Annotated in this window: 20 protein-coding genes; 16 read left to right on the forward strand and 4 right to left on the reverse strand. The window is 69.6% G+C overall.

The window, feature by feature from the left end; translation table 11 throughout:
- Positions 1-283: 283 nt before the first annotated feature.
- The 4 genes from ACIRON_RS21070 (at position 284) to ACIRON_RS21085 (ending at position 4,319) form a co-directional block, all read left to right on the forward strand.
- A complete protein-coding gene (locus ACIRON_RS21070; RefSeq protein WP_402995148.1) occupies positions 284-1,558 on the forward strand; it encodes a DUF222 domain-containing protein in 1,275 nt (424 codons plus the stop codon).
- An 82-nt stretch (positions 1,559-1,640) separates the two neighbouring features.
- Entirely contained in the window at positions 1,641-2,372 is a 732-nt protein-coding gene (locus ACIRON_RS21075) for a hypothetical protein (protein ID WP_402995150.1), read from the forward strand.
- Between the two features lie 70 nt (positions 2,373-2,442).
- Entirely contained in the window at positions 2,443-3,654 is a 1,212-nt protein-coding gene (locus tag ACIRON_RS21080; protein ID WP_402995152.1) for an epoxide hydrolase, read from the forward strand.
- Entirely contained in the window at positions 3,624-4,319 is a 696-nt protein-coding gene (locus tag ACIRON_RS21085) for an aspartate/glutamate racemase family protein (RefSeq protein WP_402995154.1), read from the forward strand. Before ACIRON_RS21080 ends, ACIRON_RS21085 begins: the two co-directional genes overlap by 31 nt.
- On the opposite strand, the gene ACIRON_RS21090 is transcribed toward ACIRON_RS21085, so the two are convergent.
- Together ACIRON_RS21090 and ACIRON_RS21095 are read right to left on the reverse strand one after the other, a co-directional pair.
- Entirely contained in the window at positions 4,309-4,899 is a 591-nt protein-coding gene (locus ACIRON_RS21090; protein WP_402995156.1) for a GNAT family N-acetyltransferase, read from the reverse strand. The two genes, ACIRON_RS21085 and ACIRON_RS21090, sit on opposite strands and share 11 nt — an antisense overlap.
- The gene (locus tag ACIRON_RS21095) at positions 4,896-6,947 is read right to left on the reverse strand and encodes a HelD family protein (RefSeq protein WP_402995158.1); all 2,052 of its coding nucleotides are present in this window, start codon (positions 6,945-6,947) and stop codon (positions 4,896-4,898) included. Before ACIRON_RS21095 ends, ACIRON_RS21090 begins: the two co-directional genes overlap by 4 nt.
- Before the next feature lie 177 nt (positions 6,948-7,124).
- Here ACIRON_RS21095 and ACIRON_RS21100 point away from each other — a divergent pair, with 177 nt between their 5' ends.
- The 7 genes from ACIRON_RS21100 (at position 7,125) to ACIRON_RS21130 (ending at position 12,736) form a co-directional block, all read left to right on the forward strand.
- Entirely contained in the window at positions 7,125-7,442 is a 318-nt protein-coding gene (locus tag ACIRON_RS21100; protein ID WP_402995160.1) for a hypothetical protein, read from the forward strand.
- A 51-nt stretch (positions 7,443-7,493) separates the two neighbouring features.
- Complete coding sequence (locus tag ACIRON_RS21105) at positions 7,494-8,408, forward strand: ABC transporter ATP-binding protein (RefSeq protein WP_402995550.1); 915 nt, start codon at positions 7,494-7,496, stop codon at positions 8,406-8,408.
- Positions 8,408-9,238 (forward strand): ABC transporter permease, encoded by an 831-nt coding sequence (locus tag ACIRON_RS21110; protein WP_402995162.1) that lies wholly within the window; start codon positions 8,408-8,410, stop codon positions 9,236-9,238. The genes ACIRON_RS21105 and ACIRON_RS21110 overlap by 1 nt, the downstream gene beginning before the upstream one ends.
- 1 nt (position 9,239) lies before the next feature.
- Positions 9,240-10,052 (forward strand): ABC transporter permease, encoded by an 813-nt coding sequence (locus ACIRON_RS21115; protein ID WP_402995164.1) that lies wholly within the window; start codon positions 9,240-9,242, stop codon positions 10,050-10,052.
- Positions 10,053-10,124: 72 nt separating this feature from the next.
- Entirely contained in the window at positions 10,125-11,273 is a 1,149-nt protein-coding gene (locus tag ACIRON_RS21120; RefSeq protein ID WP_402995166.1) for a methyltransferase domain-containing protein, read from the forward strand.
- Positions 11,274-11,288: 15 nt separating this feature from the next.
- On the forward strand, positions 11,289-11,483 hold the full coding sequence (locus ACIRON_RS21125; RefSeq protein WP_402995168.1) for a DUF3046 domain-containing protein: 195 nt from the start codon (positions 11,289-11,291) through the stop codon (positions 11,481-11,483).
- Positions 11,480-12,736 (forward strand): MFS transporter, encoded by a 1,257-nt coding sequence (locus ACIRON_RS21130; RefSeq protein WP_402995170.1) that lies wholly within the window; start codon positions 11,480-11,482, stop codon positions 12,734-12,736. The genes ACIRON_RS21125 and ACIRON_RS21130 overlap by 4 nt, the downstream gene beginning before the upstream one ends.
- Positions 12,737-12,780: 44 nt before the next feature.
- Here the strand turns inward: ACIRON_RS21130 and ACIRON_RS21135 are convergent, their stop codons facing one another.
- On the reverse strand, positions 12,781-13,428 hold the full coding sequence (locus ACIRON_RS21135) for a DUF305 domain-containing protein (RefSeq protein WP_402995172.1): 648 nt from the start codon (positions 13,426-13,428) through the stop codon (positions 12,781-12,783).
- A 75-nt stretch (positions 13,429-13,503) separates the two neighbouring features.
- Positions 13,504-13,944 (reverse strand): DUF6153 family protein, encoded by a 441-nt coding sequence (locus tag ACIRON_RS21140; protein ID WP_402995174.1) that lies wholly within the window; start codon positions 13,942-13,944, stop codon positions 13,504-13,506.
- Between the two features lie 135 nt (positions 13,945-14,079).
- Here ACIRON_RS21140 and ACIRON_RS21145 point away from each other — a divergent pair, with 135 nt between their 5' ends.
- From ACIRON_RS21145 to ACIRON_RS21165, 5 genes are all read left to right on the forward strand, one after another.
- The gene (locus ACIRON_RS21145) at positions 14,080-14,781 is read left to right on the forward strand and encodes a DUF4396 domain-containing protein (RefSeq protein ID WP_402995176.1); all 702 of its coding nucleotides are present in this window, start codon (positions 14,080-14,082) and stop codon (positions 14,779-14,781) included.
- 248 nt (positions 14,782-15,029) lie between these two features.
- Entirely contained in the window at positions 15,030-16,088 is a 1,059-nt protein-coding gene (recA, locus tag ACIRON_RS21150; RefSeq protein WP_091040930.1) for a recombinase RecA, read from the forward strand.
- Between the two features lie 67 nt (positions 16,089-16,155).
- Positions 16,156-16,869, forward strand: a complete 714-nt coding sequence (locus ACIRON_RS21155) for a regulatory protein RecX (protein ID WP_402995178.1) — start codon at positions 16,156-16,158, stop codon at positions 16,867-16,869.
- A complete protein-coding gene (locus ACIRON_RS21160) occupies positions 16,866-17,366 on the forward strand; it encodes a phosphoribosyltransferase (RefSeq protein ID WP_091040933.1) in 501 nt (166 codons plus the stop codon). Before ACIRON_RS21155 ends, ACIRON_RS21160 begins: the two co-directional genes overlap by 4 nt.
- A gap of 23 nt (positions 17,367-17,389) precedes the next feature.
- Positions 17,390-18,085: a GNAT family N-acetyltransferase gene (locus ACIRON_RS21165; protein ID WP_402995180.1), complete on the forward strand. Its 696-nt coding sequence runs from the start codon at positions 17,390-17,392 to the stop codon at positions 18,083-18,085.
- The last annotated feature ends 70 nt before the right edge of the window (positions 18,086-18,155 follow it).

Raw genomic sequence — 18,155 nt, forward strand, 5'->3', positions numbered from 1 at the left:
TTCGCCGGCCGCTTCGCGGTCCTTGACACCGGGGACCGTCGAGAAAAGATTTGGCTGGCTATCGGGGCGGCGGCCCGGGTGTGGCGCGGAGGGGTTCTTGCTGGGATCAGTGGGGCTTGTGGGGGTGGAGGGGTGGCCCTTCGGGCCACTTACCATCCACAGAAGCGACCGCGTTCGCTCACCGCGAAAATAGCCTCTGACCTGCACCTATAGGTGGCTAGGTATCTCTTCGAGGGCGTAGAATCAGATCCATCACAACACACCTCGGAAGGGAGGGAACACGATGAGTCTGGACCGCGACGTCGACCACTGGGGCAGCAACTCCGGTGATGCGATCGACACCGCTCTTGCCGCCATCGAGTCCTCCCTACACGACCTGCTCGCCAGCGACCCTGCCTATTGGCGGACCGCGACGAAGAAGGACCTGCTGACCAGGTTGGAGACCATCCAGACCCAACAGGCCGCCCTGCGGTTGCGGGTCCTCGCCTCGTCTGGTGACATCGCCCAGGAGACCGGCGACAAGGACGCCTCGGCCTGGATGCGCGCCGAGCTCTTGGTCGACAAAGCCGTGGCCAGGTCGCAGATCAAACTCGCCACCAAGGTCACCCAGTACGAGCTCGTTGCTGATGGCCTTGCTGCCGGCGTGGTCTCCCCGGACAAGGCCCGGGTGATCACGAAGGCCCTCGACAAGATCGAGGCCGACCCGGTCGCCAGCACCGAGGACCTGGCCTTGGCTGAGAAACTCCTGGTCGACTACGCGACCCGGCTGACCGCCAACGAACTGGCGATCGTTGGCAGGAAGATCCTGGCCGAGATCGACCCGGCCCGGTTCGAAGACGCCGAAGCCCAGGCCCTGCTCGCCGAGGAAGAACGCGCCCAGCAGAGGACAGCGCTCCGGGTGTGGGACAACCACGACGGCACCGTCGGGTTCGACGGGGTCCTGCCGACCTCGATCGGGATGCGGTTCAAACGGCTCGTCGAGGCCTACGCCCAGCCCCGCAAACAGCAACTGGTCGAGAAGGGTGCGGCGTTGCCGCCGTGGGAACGGTTGATGGGGCAGGGTTTCGGCCGGCTGTTGGAGACCCTCGACCCCGCCGCGCTGCCCCGGCACGGTGGCGACGCCACCACCATCAACGTGGTCATCAGCCTCGAAGAGCTCCGCAAGGACCTCGGCACCGCGACCCTGGGCTACGACGAGACCAACGGGACCACGATCACCGCGGCTGAGGCCCGACGCATGGCGTGCAACGCCACCATCATCCCCTGGGTGCTCGGCGGTGACGGTGAGGTCCTCGACGCCGGCCGAGCCAGCAGGTTCTTCCAGCCCATCCAACGCAAGGCACTGCGGTTGCGGGCCAAGTGCTGCCAAGCCGAGGGCTGTGACATGCCCCCGGAGTGGTGCGACGCCCACCACCTCGATCCGTGGGCGGCCGGCGGCAAGACCAACCTGAAGGACGGCGCACTGCTCTGTCCCCATCACCACCGCCTGGCCCACGCCCCGGCGTACGTCCATGAGCGGTTGCCGGACGGCACGATCCGGTTCACCCGCCGCCCCTAGACCGGACAGGCTCCGAAACAGCTGCGCCGAACTGAGTATCTGCGCTCACGCCGGGGACGGCCGGTTCTTCGAGACTGGTGCCGTGAAGACTTCGTGGGTTGAGCCGGCGGTCGTTGCGCTGATGCTGGTGGTAGCCGTCGGAGGGGTCTGGGCATGGGCTCAGGGGTCGCCGGCGGACGCGCGGACGCATACCCGTGCCGTGGCGATCTTCAACGCGATGGAGACCTATCCCGGCAAGACCGCCTACGACCAGGCGCGCGAGGGGGAGCGGCAGGGGGAGGTGGAGATCCTGGTGGCGACCGACCGACCCGAGGAGGGGCGGCGGATCGTGCTGGCGGTCACGGCGCATCACGAGTGCCGTACGAACTGGGAATGTGCGACCCGGATCTGGCCCGACCACTCGAGCATCTACACCGCCACTCGCTGCTTCGAGTGGTCCGAGCCGCGCGAGTGGGACACTGCCGACGAGGTCGACTGTCCGAGGAAGCCGGAGGTCGATACGACTCCTGCTGAGACGGTCGAGGTCCCCGAGGACGCCGAGGCCCGGCTCGAGGCGGCTCTGGGCGCGGACGACGCGAGCGCGAGCGTACGGGCCCTCAGTGATCTCCCGGGGCTCGAGGTGCAGGAGAAGGGGACGCGGATCTTTGTCGCCTCCGGTGGGGTCACCGGCTACTGGATGGGGAGGACGGTCAGCGACTGCGTGCTCGGCTGGAAGGTCGACGGCGAGGTCGGGGTCGTACGTCTCTCCTCGAGCCCCCATGAGGAGCCTGTGACCTGTAGTTGGGAAGACGCTCGCGCCCGCCCGACGGGGTGATCCCGACCCGGCCGTTGCGGGGCGAATGCTAGAACCGGGCACAGACGGTTCCGCGATGGCAGGAGGTCTCATGTCCGACCCGAGCAGCGACGTACGAGCATTCGAAGCCCACGCACCCGAGGCCGATCTCGACGATCTGCGGGCGCGGCTGGCCGCGGCGCGGTTGCCGGAGGCCGAGACGGTCGATCGAGCGGCGACCGGTCGGGGGCGGTGGGAACAGGGCGTTCCGCTCGACGACCTGGTCGAGATCGTGGACTACTGGCGCACCTCGTACGACTGGCGGGTGTTCGAGGGACGGCTCGACCGGATCGGTCAGTTCCGCACGACCATCGACGGTCTGGGGATCCACTTCCTGCACCGCAGATCCGCACGGGCGGACGCCACGCCGCTGCTCCTGACCCACGGGTGGCCCGACAGCGTCGTCCGGTTCGCCGACGTCGTGGAGGAGCTGGCGAATCCCGTGGACGCCGCGGTGCCGGCGTTCCACGTCGTGGTGCCGTCGCTGCCGGGCTTCGGCTACAGCGAGAGACCGGCGGTGACGGGATGGGGGACCGAGAAGACCGCGGCCGCCTGGGTGGAGCTGATGGGACGGCTCGGCTACGACGAGTTCGTGGCACACGGCGGGGACTGGGGAGGCAACATCACCACGGTGCTCGCCGGCAGGTTCCCGGACCATGTGCGCGGCATCCACACGACGTTCGCGGAAGGAACGCCCGGACTGACGATGGACGGGCTCACGCCGCTGGAGCGGGCCTGGGCCGAGGGGACCCGCGACTTCTGGCGGCACCGTGCGGCGTACGCGAAGCAGCAGGCCACCCGGCCGCAGACGATCGGCTACTCGCTGGTCGACTCGCCGGTCGGGCTGCTCGCCTGGCTCCTCGACAAGTTCGCCGAGTGGTCGGACACCGAGGGCAGCCCGTTCGAGACGATCTCCCGGGACCACATCCTCGACAACGTCACGCTCTACTGGCTGACCCGGACCGGTGCGTCCGCGGCCCGCATCTACTACGAGAGCCACAACGCGCTCGACCCCGAGCTCCGGGTCGAGGTGCCCTCGGCGATCACGATCTACCCCGCCGACGTCGAGAGGTGCCCGCGCCCGTGGGCCGAGCAGCGTTACCGGCAGATCGTCCGCTGGGGCACACCCTCGCGAGGCGGGCACTTCCCCTCGATGGAGGTCCCCCGACATCTTCGTCGAGGACCTACGAGCAGGCCTCGCCGCCGTGTTGGCCGCCCAGGGACACTGAAGGCATGCGACGGATCGGCGTACTGGGTGGGATGAGCTGGGAGTCGACGGCGGAGTACTACCGCCTGCTCAACGAGATCGCCGCGAAGCGGCTCGGTGGGCTGCACTCGGCGGACCTGCTCGTACGGTCGGTGGACTTCGCCGACATCGAGGAGATGCAGGTCGCCGGCGAGTGGGAGCGGGCGGGGGAGCGCCTCGCCGAGGAGGCGGCGACGCTCAGTGACGCCGGGGCGGAGGTGATCGTGCTGGCCACCAACACGATGCACAAGGTGGCCGGGGCGTTGGAGGAGACGTACGGGGAGCGGTTCCTGCATCTCGGTGACACGACGGCGGCCGCGGTCAACGCCTCAGGCGTCAGGCGGGTGGGGCTCCTCGGGACCGGCTTCACGATGTCGCAGCCGTTCTACGCCGACCGGCTGCGTGGCCACGGCCTGGAGGTCACCGTCCCCACCGAGGCGGACCAGGAGACCGTCCACCGGATCATCTACGAGGAGCTGTGCCTGGGGACGTTCCTGGACAGCTCCCGGCAGGCGTACATCGAGGTCATCGATCGTCTCGTCGCCGCCGGCTGCGAGGGCGTCGTCCTGGGCTGCACCGAGATCGAGCTGCTGCTGCCGATCGAGACGTACGCAGGTGTGCCGCTGTTCCCGACGACCAGGCTGCACTGCGAGGCCGCGATCGCGGCGGCACTCAGCGACTGACGGTGGTCCACTCCTCGGCGAGGATCGCGTAGGAGAGGCCGTCGAGCCAGCCGCGGGTGCGGTGCAGGGAGTCCTTGACGGTGTGCGACTCGCGGCGCATCCCGAGGCGCTCCATGAGTCGCCAGGAGGCCTCGTTGTCGGCGAAGCACTCCGCGACGACGCGACGCAGACCCAGCGGGCCGAAACAGGCGTCGAGCACGGCGCGTACGGCCTCGGTGGCGTAGCCGTTGCCCTGGTGGGCCGGGTCGATCGTCCAGCCGAGCTCGGCCTGGGTGCCGTTGGCCCGCTCGCGCACCTCGGTCTGCGACCACGGTTCGGTGATCCGCAGCATGAGGTCGCCGACGATGACGCCGTCACGCTCGATCACCAGGGCGGGGCCGATGACGTCGGGGTGCTCGAAGACCTTGCGGTAGGCCTCGAGGTCCGCGAATGCGGTCGTCACCCATTCAGCCACCTCGGGAAGCCCGCGGAAGGCCCAGGTCGGCTCGATGTCGGCGGGCACCATCCGGCGGATCACCAGGCGCTCGGTGTGCAGCGGCCACTCGGCCTTCACCAGCGGATCAGGTCGGGTGTCGATCATGCGCCCACCTTCGCACCAACCCGCTCCGGGACGCCACCGAGTTCTTCGGGGAGGCCGCCGGGGAGGTCGGAGTGGCGTACGACCAGGGAGGTGACCGCGCGGGTCAGGCATACGTAGAGGCGGCGGAGGCCGGTGTCACGGTCCGGCTCACCGGCGACGATCCCGACCGGGTCGGAGACGACCACGTGGTCGAACTCGAGCCCCTTCGCCAGCGAGGCGGGTACGAGGTCGAGGTGGGCGTCGAACTCGGTCTCCTCGTCGGCAGACACCCCGATCTCGGCGAAGCCGAGCCCGGCCTCGGTCAGCTCGGCACGGGCGTCCGCCAGCGCGGCGTCGGGCACGATCAGCCCCACCGACCCGGGCCGCTCCAGGGCAGCCCCGAGCGCCTCCACGACCGAGGAGCTGGTGAAGGTCAGGTCGCCGCGCGTGCGGCGCACCGCGACCGGCGGCTCCAGGTCGGGGGCGATGTGGGGGAGGAGGCGGGCTGCGTACGCGATCACGTCGGCGGGGACGCGGAAGCCGCGGGTCAGCTGCTCGACGTGGCCGTCGGGCTTGCCGAGATGCTTCAGCGCGGAGGCCCAGGACGAGGAGGCCCACGGCGTGGTCGCCTGGGCGAGGTCGCCCAGGATCGTCAGCGACCCCGTGGTCGAGCGGCGGCCGAGCGCGCGCAGCATCATCGCGGAGAGGTCCTGGGCCTCGTCGGCGACGATGTGGGCCACCGACGGTGTGCGGTCGAGCAGGTCGGCGATCTCGTCGAGGAGCACCAGGTCGGCCAGCGACCAGCGCGCCGTGCCGGCCGAGCGCGGCGGCTTCTCCCAGAGCAGTGCCTCCTGCTCCGTCTCCGTGAGCACCCCCGAGGCCACCTCGGCGAGCCAGGCGGCGTCGGTGAAGAGCCGGAACAGTACCTTCGCGGGCTTGAGGTCGGGCCAGAGCGCGGCGGCGTAGTCCTTGACCGGCTTCGCCCGGGCCACCGCGTCGTGCACCCGGTCGTCAGGCGAGTCGCCCGAGCGCTCCATCTGCACCAGCACCCGGTGGGCCAGGGCGCGCGGGAGCAGGGCCCGGGCCGCCGCGTACCTGAGATCGTTGGCGCGCAGCCCCTCCAGCGCCTCCCGCGCCTCTGAGGACGGCACCCGCCAGCGTCGCGAGCCGCGCGGGACGACCAGAGCCTCCTCCGGCGATCCGACGTGGGACCAGACCGCTCGGCGGAGCACGTCGGCCATGCGTACGTCGCCCTTCAGCGTCGCCACCGCGGCCGGCTCCTCCGCGCGGACGGCGCCGTGGAGGGCGACCAGTTCCGCGATCGTCGCCTGCTTGGCCTCGATCTCACCCAGCGCGGGAAGCACGTCGCGGATGTAGCGCAGGAACGAGGCGTTGGGGCCGATGATCAGGACACCGCGCCGGGTCAGCTGGTCGCGGTGCGCGTAGAGGAGGTACGCGGCCCGGTGCAGCCCCACGGCCGTCTTCCCCGTCCCCGGCGCACCCTGCACGACGATCGTCTGGGACAGGTCGGCGCGGACCAGGACGTCCTGCTCGGGCTGGATGGTGGCCACGATGTCGCGCATCGGCCCCACGCGCGGCCGCTCGATCTCGGCCTCCAGGATCGCCGAGTGCTCCTGGCCGGCCCCTACCTCGGTCAGCGACTCGTCCTCGAACGCCGTCAGCTCCCCGTGGGAGAACCCGTAGCGCCGCCTGTGCGCGAGCCCCATCGGCTCGGTCCGCGACGCCCGGTAGAACGGGACGCTGACCGGAGCCCGCCAGTCGACCACCATCGGGTCGCCCGCGCTGTCGGAGATGTGGCGCCGCCCGATGTGGAAGGACTCCCCTCCCACGGCTTCGCTCCGGTCGATCCGGCCGAAGAAGAGCGGTACGTCCGGATCGTCGGCCAGCTGCTCCAGGCGTTGCGCGAGGGTGGCGTCGAGGATCTCGGCACTGACCCAGTTGCCGGCCGTGGAGGAGTCCAGCGACTCCACCTTCCGCCGCATCCGGGCCAGATCGTTCCGGGAGGCAGCCAGATGGGCGCGCTCCGCGTCGAGGTCGTCTACGGGCATGGCTGGTTCATCGCTTCTCCGTCAGCGGCAGGCTTCGATGGGGGCACGGGGTCAAAGGCTCCAACATAGGCGACCACTGAGTGGGCGCCCAACTGGTTATCGCTGACGGCGTTGGGCATCGGCATGCACAATTGGTGCGTGAGCCTGTTCGATCGCCTCCGACGCCGCGGGACGCGCATGAGCCGTCCGACGGGCGAGAGCTACACCGGATCCACAAGGGTGCGCGCCGCCGACTCCGCCGACCAGCAGCATCTCGAGCAGTTCGTCAAGACCCGACGCGGGGTCGAGGGGTTCGTCGAGCCACGCACCGTCGTCAGCGAGGTGACCCTGCTGCTGGTCGCGCACGACGGCGAGTGGACCCGGCGGCGAGTGCCGTCGGCGCAGTGGGCGCACAAGTTCGCCAACCAGCACCAGGTCCCCTCCTACGACGCCGCGGTCGTGGGCGTACCGCAGCGGATGCGCGACTACAACCGGCGCCAGAGACAGCAGGGTTGATCCAGTGGCAGCGGGGTTGATCTAGTCTTTGCCGACGTGGGTGAGGACCTGATGATCTCGGCGCGCGGGCTGCGCAAGTCCTTCGGTGACTTCGAGGCGGTACGCGGCATCGACGTGTCCGTGCGCCCCGGTGTGGCCTTCGGTTTCCTGGGCCCCAACGGCGCCGGCAAGTCCTCGACGATGCGGATGATCTGCTGTGTCTCGCCGCCCAGCGGGGGAGAGCTGCGGGTCTTCGGGATGGATCCGGCCAAGGAAGGGCCGAAGATCAAGGCGCGGCTCGGGGTGTGCCCGCAGGAGGACACCCTCGACGTCGAGCTCAACGTCTACGACAACCTCTTCGTCTACGGGCGCTACTTCGGGCTGCCGAGGGCCGAGGTGAAGGGTCGGATCGAGGAGCTGCTCGACTTCGTCCAGCTCACCGACAAGGCCAAGGCCAAGGTCGACGACCTCTCCGGCGGCATGAAGCGACGGCTGACGATCGCCCGGAGCCTGATCAACCGACCCGAGATCCTGGTGCTCGACGAGCCGACCACCGGCCTGGACCCCCAGGCCCGCCATGTCATCTGGGACCGGCTCTTCCGGCTCAAGCAGGCGGGCGTGACCCTGCTGCTGACCACCCACTACATGGACGAGGCCGAGCAGCTGTGCGACGAGCTCGTGGTCATGGACCAGGGCCGGATCGTGGCCCACGGGACGCCGCTGGGACTCATCCAGCAGCACTCCACGCGCGAGGTCGCCGAGCTGCGCTTCGGCGTCGGTGAGCACGAGGCGCTGGCGGCCAAGGTCGAGGACCTCGCCGAGCGGGTCGAGGTGCTGCCCGACCGGCTGCTGCTCTACAGCGACGACGGCGAGGCGGTCATCGAGGCCGTCCACAGCCGCGACCTGTCGCCGGTGGCCACCCTCGTGCGGCGCTCCTCGCTCGAGGACGTCTTCCTGCACCTGACCGGCCGGACCCTGGTGGACTGATGACCGACTACGCCGACGCGGCACCGGCGACCCCGCCGACGGCTCCCGCCGGGCTGGTCTACGGCGCCCTGCGGATGGGCGACTACTGGCTCACCGTCCTGGCACGCACCTGGAAGGGCGGGGTGATCACGACCTTCGTCACGCCCTTCTTCTACGTGCTGGCACTCGGCGTGCTGCTCGGAGGATTCGTGGAGGCCGATCCGGCCACCCTCGAGGGTGCCGACTCCTATCTGGCGTTCGTCGCACCGGGCATGGTCGCTGCCCACGCGATGACGATCGCCTTCTCCGAAATGACCTATCCGGTCTACGGGATGGTCAAGTGGCAGCGGATCTACTTCTCGATGATCGCCTCGCCGCTCACCGCGTCCCACATCGTGCTGGCCCAGCTGGGCTTCCTGATGCTGCGTACGTTGTTCGCCTGCGGGGTCTTCCTGCTGGTCCTGGCGCCTTTCGGGGTCTTCGAGACGTGGTGGGGCGTGCTGACGGCGTGGTTGGTGCAGGGGCTGGTCGTGCTGGCCTTCGGGACGCCGGTGCTGCTGTTCTCGCTCTCGATCAAGGGCGAGGAGTCCTTCGCGCTGATCTTCCGGCTGGGGATGATCCCGCTGACGCTCTTCTCCGGCACGTTCTTCCCCGTCGCCAACCTCGGGCCGGTGCTGGAGAAGGTCGCGATGGCCTCGCCGCTGTGGCAGGGGGTCAACCTGACCCGGATGCTCGCGCTGGGCGAGATCGACTGGGCGCTGGCCGCGGTCCATGTCGGCTATCTCGGGCTGCTCGCGGGCGTGTGCTGGTGGCTCGCCGTGCGCAGGCTCGGCGAGAGGCTGGTCTCCTGAGATGGCGCTGTTCACCGCCGCGGTTGGCGCCACCGTCGCCCGGCCGCTGCGAGGCGGCGAGGCCGCTCGGCTGCTGCTGTGGCGCAACATCCTGGTCTACCGGCGCGCCTGGCTGGTCTTCATCACAGGCTTCCTGGAACCGGTCTTCTACCTGTTCTCGATCGGCATCGGCGTGGGCGCGATGGTGGTCGGCTTCGAGTACGCCGGGAAGCCGGTCGACTATCGCGAGTTCGTCGCGCCCGGGATGATCGCGGCCTCGGCGATGAACGGGTCGCTGCTCGATGCGACGTTCAACTTCTTCTTCAAGCTGAAGTACAACAAGCTCTACGACCAGATGCTGGCCACCCCGCTGCGTACGGTCGACATCGCGGTCGGCGAGATCCTCTGGAACCAGCTGCGCAGCGGGATCTACGTGACCGCGTTCCTGCTGATCATGGTCGCGATGGACCTGGTCCACTCCTGGTGGGCGCTCCTGGTGGTCCCGGCGGCGCTGCTCATCGGGTCGGCCTTCGGGGCTGTCGGCATGGCTCTGACGACCTACATGACCTCCTGGCAGGACTTCGAGAAGGTCACCCTCGCGATGATGCCGATGTTCCTGTTCAGCGCGACCTTCTTCCCGGTCACCGCCTATCCGGAGTGGCTGCGCTGGATCGTGGAGGTCACGCCGCTCTACCGCGGTGTCGTGCTGTGTCGAGAGCTGACGCTCGGGGTGCCGTCGTGGGGCTCGCTGGTCTCGGTGGTCTATCTGCTGGCGTTCGGCGCGATCGGCCTCGTCGTCGTGCGGCGCCGGCTCGACTCCCTACTGCTCACCTGAGCGGCAGCAAGTCGCGTCTCACAGGCAGGATCTCCCTCGTGACGTTTCTGATGGGCCGTCAAGATTGACGTCATGACATATGAAGCGATCGAGCCCGACACCAAGGACTGGACCTGGGTCCTCGACCGGCCCTGCCCGGAGTGTGGCTTCATCGCCGGTGCCGTGACCGCGGACCAGCTCCCCGAGATCGTGCGGGACAACGCGACCTACTGGGAGATCTACCTGGCCGCCGACAACGCCCGCGAACGCCCCCGTCCCGGGGTGTGGTCGGCGCTGGAGTACGGAGCACACGTACGCGACGTGCACCGCATCTTCGCCGAGCGGCTGCAGCAGATGCTGACCGAGGACGAGCCGCGCTTCGCCAACTGGGACCAGGACGTGACCGCCCGCGAGGAGGACTACGCCGGCCAGGACCCGGCTGTCGTCGCGGAGCAGCTGATGGACGCGGCCGACGAGATCGCGACGATCTACGAGAAGGTCCCGCCGGACGCCTGGGGTCGCCGCGGCACCCGGTCCAACGGCGACGTGTTCAGCGTCGAGTCGCTGGGCCGCTACCACCTCCACGACGTCGTCCACCACCTGTGGGACGTACGCTCGGCCGCCAAGCGGGCGACCGTCGCCGCCTACGACGCCGGCGTCGCGACGTACGTCCAGGGCAGCTCGTTCTCCGAGGAGACCCGCTCGGTCCTGGACAGGTTCCTGGCCGTGCTCGAGCCCGGCGACCACGTGCTCGAGATCGGCACCGGGCCGGGCCATGACGCGAAGGCCCTCGAAGCCGGGGGAGTGCGGGTGCGGCGCACCGACATCAGCGAAGGGTTCGTGGCGCACCTGCGCAAGCAGGGGTACGCCGCTGCCTGCCTGGACCCGCTGGTCGACGACCTGCGCGACCCGGTCCACCCCGACGTCCCCTATGCCGCGGTCTGGGCCTCGGCGACGCTGCTGCACGTCGCCCGCGACGACCTCCGGACGGTGCTCGCCCGGCTCGCCGAGGTGACCCGCCCCGGCGGTGCGCTGCACGTGTCGATGAAGGAGGGCGACGGCGAGGAGTGGACCGACCGCGGGCACATCGAGGCTCCCCGCCTCTTCGTCTACTGGCGCGAGCCCGCGCTCCGGGAGGCGCTGACCGAGGCCGGGTGGGAGGTGCTGGAGGTCGGGCACGCCGACGGACGCCTCGGCGACGTCTGGCTCGACGTCCTCGCCCGTCGGCCCGACCGAGGCTGAGTAGCATTCGGGGCGATGAGACACACGGAGTTCTGGTCCCGGATGGATGAGGCGCTCGGCGCGGGCTACGCGCGAGCGTGGGCGCGCCAGTTCGTCATGGGCGAACTGAGCGGGCGCACCGCCCAGGAGGCCCTCGACGACGGCGTCCCGCCCAAGGAGGTCTGGGCCGCGGTCTGGAAGGCCCTGGAGCTGCCGGCGCGTGAGCGGTGACGCTGGCCGCTCCGGCTTCGGTGGCCGCGGTCCAGAAGCGCACCATCCTCACTCTGGTCGCCACCCAGGCGGTCGGCGCGATGGGCATCACGATCGGTATCGCGACCGCCTCGTTGCTCGCGCGCGACCTGTCCGGCTCGGAGTCGATGGCCGGTCTCTCCCAGACGACCCAGGTGCTCGGCGCCGCCTTGGCTGCCTACGTCCTGGGGCGGGTGATGGACGCGCGTGGGCGTCGGTTCGGGCTGGTGGCGGGCTACCTGCTCGGGGCGGCCGGTGGGCTGCTGGCGGTGCTGGCCGGCGTGGTCGGCTCGATGATCCTGCTGCTGGTCGGGGCGCTGCTGCTGGGTGCGACCACCGCGGCGAACAACGGTGCGCGCTACGCAGCCACTGACCTGGCGCCCGCCAGGAGCCGTGCGCGGGCGCTGTCGGTCGTGGTCTGGGCCACGACGTTCGGTGCGGTGATCGGCCCCAACCTGACCGGCGTCGCCGAGATCTTCTCCGACGCCGTCGGGATCCCGGTGCTCACCGGTCCGTTCGCGATCGGGTCGATGGGGATGCTGGCCGCAGCGCTGGTGGTCGGGGTCTTCCTGCGACCCGACCCGCTGCTGGTCGCCCGGGAGGGTGCTCCGGCCACGGACTCCTCGCCGGTGGTCGAGCCTGTCGAGACCACGAGCTGGCGCCGCGCGATCGCCGTCATCCGGGAGCGTCCCGCGCTGGCGGCGGCGGTCGTCGGGCAGGCCGCGGCGCACGCCACGATGGTGGCGGTGATGGTGATGACCCCGCTCCACATGGAGCACGGCGGCGCCGGCCTGGAGATCATCGGACTGGTGATCAGCGGGCACGTCCTGGGCATGTTCGCCTTCGCGCCGGTCGCCGGCTGGCTCGCCGACCGTGTCGGCCGGGCCGACGTGATGGCGCTGGGCGGCGGGGTGCTCCTGGTGTCCCTGGTCCTGTGCGCCGCGGCGCCGGAGGGCAGCTCGGGGCGGATCTTCGCCGGGCTCTTCCTGCTCGGTCTCGGCTGGTCGCTGGCCACGATCGCGGCCGCCACCTCGGTCGCCGATCACACCCCGCTCGAGGTGCGTGCCGACGTCCAGGGCACCGCCGACCTGATCATGGGCGTCGCCGCTGCCGCCGCCGGGGCGGTGTCGGGCGTCGTCGTCGACCTGGCCGGATATCCGGCGCTCGCGCTCGGCACGATCCTGCTGGTGGCGGTGCTGTTCGGGGCTGCGTACGTGGCCCGTCGGGCGGCCTGAGAAGGCAGGGCCCGCGGCTGCGGGCCCTGCCCCTGTCGGGATCCTCAGCCGAGGAGCTTCTCCATGGTGTCGATCTCGGTCGACTGGGACTCGATGATCGTCCCGGCCAGGTCGACGGCCGGCTTGAACCGGCCCTCGCCCTGCTCGATCTCGGACATCTCGACAGCACCCTCGTGGTGCTCGACCATCATCTCCAGCCACATGTCCTGGAACTCGGCGTCGGAGGCCTTCTCCAGGGCGTCCATGTCGTCGGCCGACATCATCCCGGGCATGTCCGCGTCCATGCCCTCCATCGAGTCGGACATGCTGCTGTCACCGTCGTCGCCGTGACCCTCGTGGCCGCCGTTGACGTGGTCGCGGATCGTCGCGGGCACGTCCTCGCCCCACTGCAGGAGCCAGCCGGACATCGTCTCGATCTCGGGGCTCTGCGCCGCGCGGATCGCGTCGGCCAGCTCCTGGACCTCGGGGTCGAGCGTGCGGTCCATCGTCAGGTCGACCATCGCCATCGCCTGGGCGTGGTGCTGGATCATCTCGGTCGCGAAGGTGACGTCGGCCTTGTTGTACTCGGTCTCCGAGAGCTTCTGGGGCTTCTCTGCCTCCTCGTCGCTGCCGCCGCAGGCGGACAGGGTGAGCAGTACGGCCAGGCCGGCCGCGGCCCAGGTCGAGCGGATGAGGGGTCGTTGCATACGCATCTGTTGGTTCTCCTTGTCATGTGCTGTCTCGGGCATCGCTGACCTACCCGCGGTGGCGGGTGGGTCCAGGGCCGCTCAGCACCTGATGACGGAGTAGGCCCACTCCGGTGGTGGGCCTGTCGCTGGAGGTGTGGTGAAGGGCGTCGACCCGATGGTCCGTGACCAGGACCGCGCCCGTGAGAACCACCAGGCAGGAGTACGCCGCCACAGCCCGCCAAGGAGCAGCGCGCCTGCGGCGAGCAGGAACGCCGCGCACAGCACCATCGCCGTATGTTCGTCCCCGCCCTGGTGACCGGTGTGGTCGGCGGCACCGGTGGCCGCGTGGTCGAGAGCGTGGGTGTGCTCGACGTGTGCGGCGGGCAGGCTCAAGGTGCCGTGCTCGCCGTCGGTGCCGGTGCCGTGCAGGCTCAGCGCGTGCATGGCCAGCAGGCCGGCGACCGTGACCAAGACCGCCGCCAGCAGACCGGCGCGCGCGACAACCCGGGTCGTCCGCCGCCGTCCTCGCGCTGTCCACACACCGCACACCTTAGGGAGTCGTCAGCGGTTGGACAAAGCGGGCTCCCGAGGCAGATATCACTTGCGATTACATACCCCCATGGGGTATGAATTGAGGCGTAGGAACACCGAACGATCGAGCAAGGGAGCGACATGATGTCGCATGACGAGCACCTGCACGCCGGGCACGACCACGCCGGACATCAGCACGCGATGCACGGGGGCCACGGCGACCACTCCGCGCACGGCGGCGGATCCGGGGTGAACGCGATGGCGGCCAGCGCCACGCTGCACTGCCTCACCGGGTGTGCGATCGGCGAGATCGCCGGTCTGATGATCGGCACCGCGATCGGGCTCGGCACCGGGTGGACGATCGCCCTGGCTGTCGCGCTCGCGTTCGTCTTCGGCTACGCCCTCTCGACGCTGCCGCTGCTCAAGTCGGGCATGGCCGTCGGTGCGGCGCTCAGTGTCGTGCTGGCCGCCGACACCCTCTCGATCGCCACGATGGAGCTGGTCGACAACCTGGTCATGGCGCTTATCCCCGGCGCGATGGAGGCCGGGCTCGTCAACGTCGTGTTCTGGGTGGGGATGATGATCGCACTCGCGGTGGCCTTCGTGGCGGCCTTCCCGGTCAACCGATACCTGCTCCAGCGGGGCAAGGGACACGCGCTGACGCACGAGTTCCACGGCGCGGCGCCGGTCCAGGAAGGCGTACGCCGCTTCATTCCGTCCTTCTCCACCGGCGCGCTCGCCGCGGTGATCATCGCGTTCATGCTCGGTGGTCTGTCGGTCGCCATCGCCGACGAGATCGGTGACGGCCCTGCTCCGGCCGAGCAGGTCGAGATGCAGGGCCACTGAGGATCCGACGACCTCGACACGCCCGAACAGGTGTTCACATCGAACGCTTGTTCGGGCTAGTGTGTGGTAGTAGGTGGAGCGTGGTTCGTGCAATCGCCCAGGCAAAAACCGGGTCGTGAAACACCGTGCCAGAGGGTCCCGTTCAAAACTGTCGGTGGTCCCGTCTAGCGTCTGCCTTGATGACGACGAAGACACGTGGACAAGCGGCAGGCAAGGGGAAGAAGTCTTCCCCTCAGGAAGGAAAGAACATGGCGGCAGGTGATCGCGAGAAGGCATTGGACGCCGCTCTCGCCAACATCGAGAGGCAGTTCGGCAAGGGCTCGGTCATGCGGCTGGGCGATGAGACCCGGGCTCCGCTGGAAGTGATCCCGACCGGCTCGATCGCGCTCGACGTGGCGCTGGGTCTGGGCGGTCTGCCCCGCGGGCGGGTCGTGGAGATCTACGGTCCGGAGTCTTCGGGTAAGACGACGGTGGCCCTCCACTCGGTCGCCAGCGCGCAGCGCGCCGGCGGCATCGTGGCCTTCATCGACGCCGAGCACGCGCTCGACCCGGAATACGCGAAGAACCTCGGCGTCGACACCGACGCCCTGCTGGTCTCCCAGCCGGACTCGGGTGAGCAGGCCCTGGAGATCGCCGACATGCTGATCCGCTCGGGTGCGCTCGACCTGATCGTCATCGACTCCGTCGCGGCGCTGGTGCCGCGGGCCGAGATCGAGGGCGAGATGGGCGACAGCCACGTCGGCCTCCAGGCTCGACTGATGAGCCAGGCGCTGCGGAAGATGACCGGTGCGCTCAACAACTCCGGCACCACCGCGATCTTCATCAACCAGCTGCGCGAGAAGATCGGCGTGATGTTCGGCTCGCCCGAGACCACGACCGGTGGTCGTGCGCTGAAGTTCTACTCCTCGGTGCGGCTCGACGTGCGCCGGATCGAGACGCTCAAGGACGGCACCGACATGGTCGGCAACCGCACCCGCGTCAAGGTCGTGAAGAACAAGGTGGCCCCGCCGTTCAAGCAGGCCGAGTTCGACATCATGTACGGGAAGGGCATCTCCCGCGAGGGCGGCCTGATCGACGTCGGTGTCGAGGCGGGCCTGGTCCGCAAGGCCGGTGCTTGGTACACCTACGAGGGCGATCAGCTCGGCCAGGGCAAGGAGAACTCCCGCAACTTCCTCAAGGACAACCCCGACCTGGCCAACGAGCTGGAGAAGCGGATCCTGGAGAAGCTCGGCGTCGTGCCGACGGTCGACGCCCCGGCTGACGGCGAGGCGCCCGCGGCCGAGCCCGCCGGCGTCGAGGACTTCTAGGTCCACAGGCACCGGCTGACCCGTGGCTTCGTCAAGGCCTGACCGTTCGTCCACCCAGGATCCCTGGGTGGACGAACGGCCCGCGCCCGACTGGCTGGGCGACGTCTCGCTCGGCGTAGAAGCCTGGGCCGGCAAGACCCCGTTGGTCGAACCGTCGCCCCCGTCGGTCGAGCCGTCGTCGCGACGAAGGAGCGACGGCGAGTCGAGACCAACACGGTCGCGTACGCGCAAGCCCCGCCCTGCGGATCCCGCAGACCCCAAGAACGACCCGGAGCCCGACCACGAGGCCATCGCCCGCAAGATCCTCCTCGACGCCCTGACCGGCCAGGCGCGCAGCCGCAAGGAGCTCGCCGACAAGCTCGAGAAGAAGGAGGTTCCGGCGGCCCTGGCGACACGGCTGCTGGACCGCTTCGAAGAGGTCGGCCTGATCGACGACGAGGCCTTCGCCAAGGCCTGGATCGCCAGCCGACAGCCCGGAAAGGGTCTGGCCCGACGGGCACTGGCCCAAGAGCTGCGCCGCAAGGGCATCGACGACGACGTGGCCCGCGACGCGCTCGACGAGATCGACCCCGACGACGAGCGCGAGGCCGGCCGGCGGATGGTCCGGCGCAAGCTGCGCTCCCTGGAGCGCTTCGACGACCAGACCAAGACCCGGCGTCTGGTCGGGATGCTCGCCCGCAAGGGATACGGCGCCGGTGTGGCCTACAGCATCGTTCGCGAGGAGCTGGCTCTGGCCGATGACGATGGCACCGGCGGTCTCGTGTCAGAATCCGATCTGTGAGTGAGCAGCAAGAGCGCGAGATCCTGACCTACGACCTCTTCGGCACCGCAGTGCGCGACATCGCCCAGAAGGTCGTCGACAGCGGCTACGAGCCCGACATCGTGCTCTCCATCGCCCGTGGCGGTCTGGCCCTGGGGATGGGCCTGGGCTACGCCCTCGACGTGAAGAACCTGTCCGCGGTCAACGTGGAGTTCTACACCGGCATCAACGAGCGCCTCGACGTCCCGATCATGCTCCCGCCGACCCCTGCGGCTGTCGACCTGACCGGGATGAAGGTGCTCATCGCAGACGATGTCGCCGACACCGGCAAGACCTTGGAGATCGTCCACGACTTCTGCGAGGGCCATGTGGCGGAGGCCCGCACGGCGGTGATCTTCGAGAAGCCGTGGACGGTGATCAACGCCGACTACGTCTACAAGAAGACCGACCGCTGGATCGACTTCCCGTGGTCCTCCCAGCCGCCGCTCGTCGACCGCCGCGGCGGCCAGGCCCACTGACCCGGCGGCGTTAACCTGGGTGCATGTTCACGCCGGTCGCGGTCCATACGGGGACACTCCGTCTCGGTGGCGTGACTCGTCCGGGGGAGAGCTGGGCATCGGCGGCGACGAGGATCGCCGGGCGGCCTGCGTACGCCGTGGACCTCTCCGGTGAGGTGAAGGAGTTCTCCTCCGACCCGATGCCGGTGGTGGTGCTGCGGCCGATGACCCGCGGCGACCTGCCTCATCTGATCCGGTGGCTCAACGCCGAGCACGTGCACCGGTGGTACGCCGTTGACGGGGAGCCGACGCCCGAGTGGGTGGCCGATAACTACGGCCCGGACATCGACGGCAAGACCGCGGTGACGTTCTGGGTGATCGAGGTCAACGGGCGCTCCATCGGCTTCTGCCAGGACTACCGGATCAGCGACGAGCCCGACTACGCGCTGCTCACCCCCGATCCCGACGCGATCGGCTTCGACTACGCGATCGGCGAGCCGGCCTTCGTCGGTCGCGGGATCGGGCCGCGGATGGCCTGGGTCTGGCTCACCTCGCTGGCGCGCCGCTATCCCGATGCGACGGCCTGCTTCGCCGCCCCCGACCACCGCAACGCCGCCTCCCTGCGGATGCTCGCCAAGGTCGGCTTCGAGCAGGGCACCTGGTTCGACGAACCCCAGCCCGACGGCTCGACGACCACGATGGTCGGCTGCTCGCTGGATCTTCGGCGCGTACTCGGCTGACCCGCCGAGTCGGCCCGTCCTGACATCGATCTGTGCCGAGTCGGCTCGTCATAACGAGCCGACTCGGCAC

The organism is Nocardioides sp. NPDC101246, from assembly GCF_044767415.1.
Classification (GTDB): domain Bacteria; phylum Actinomycetota; class Actinomycetes; order Propionibacteriales; family Nocardioidaceae; genus Nocardioides.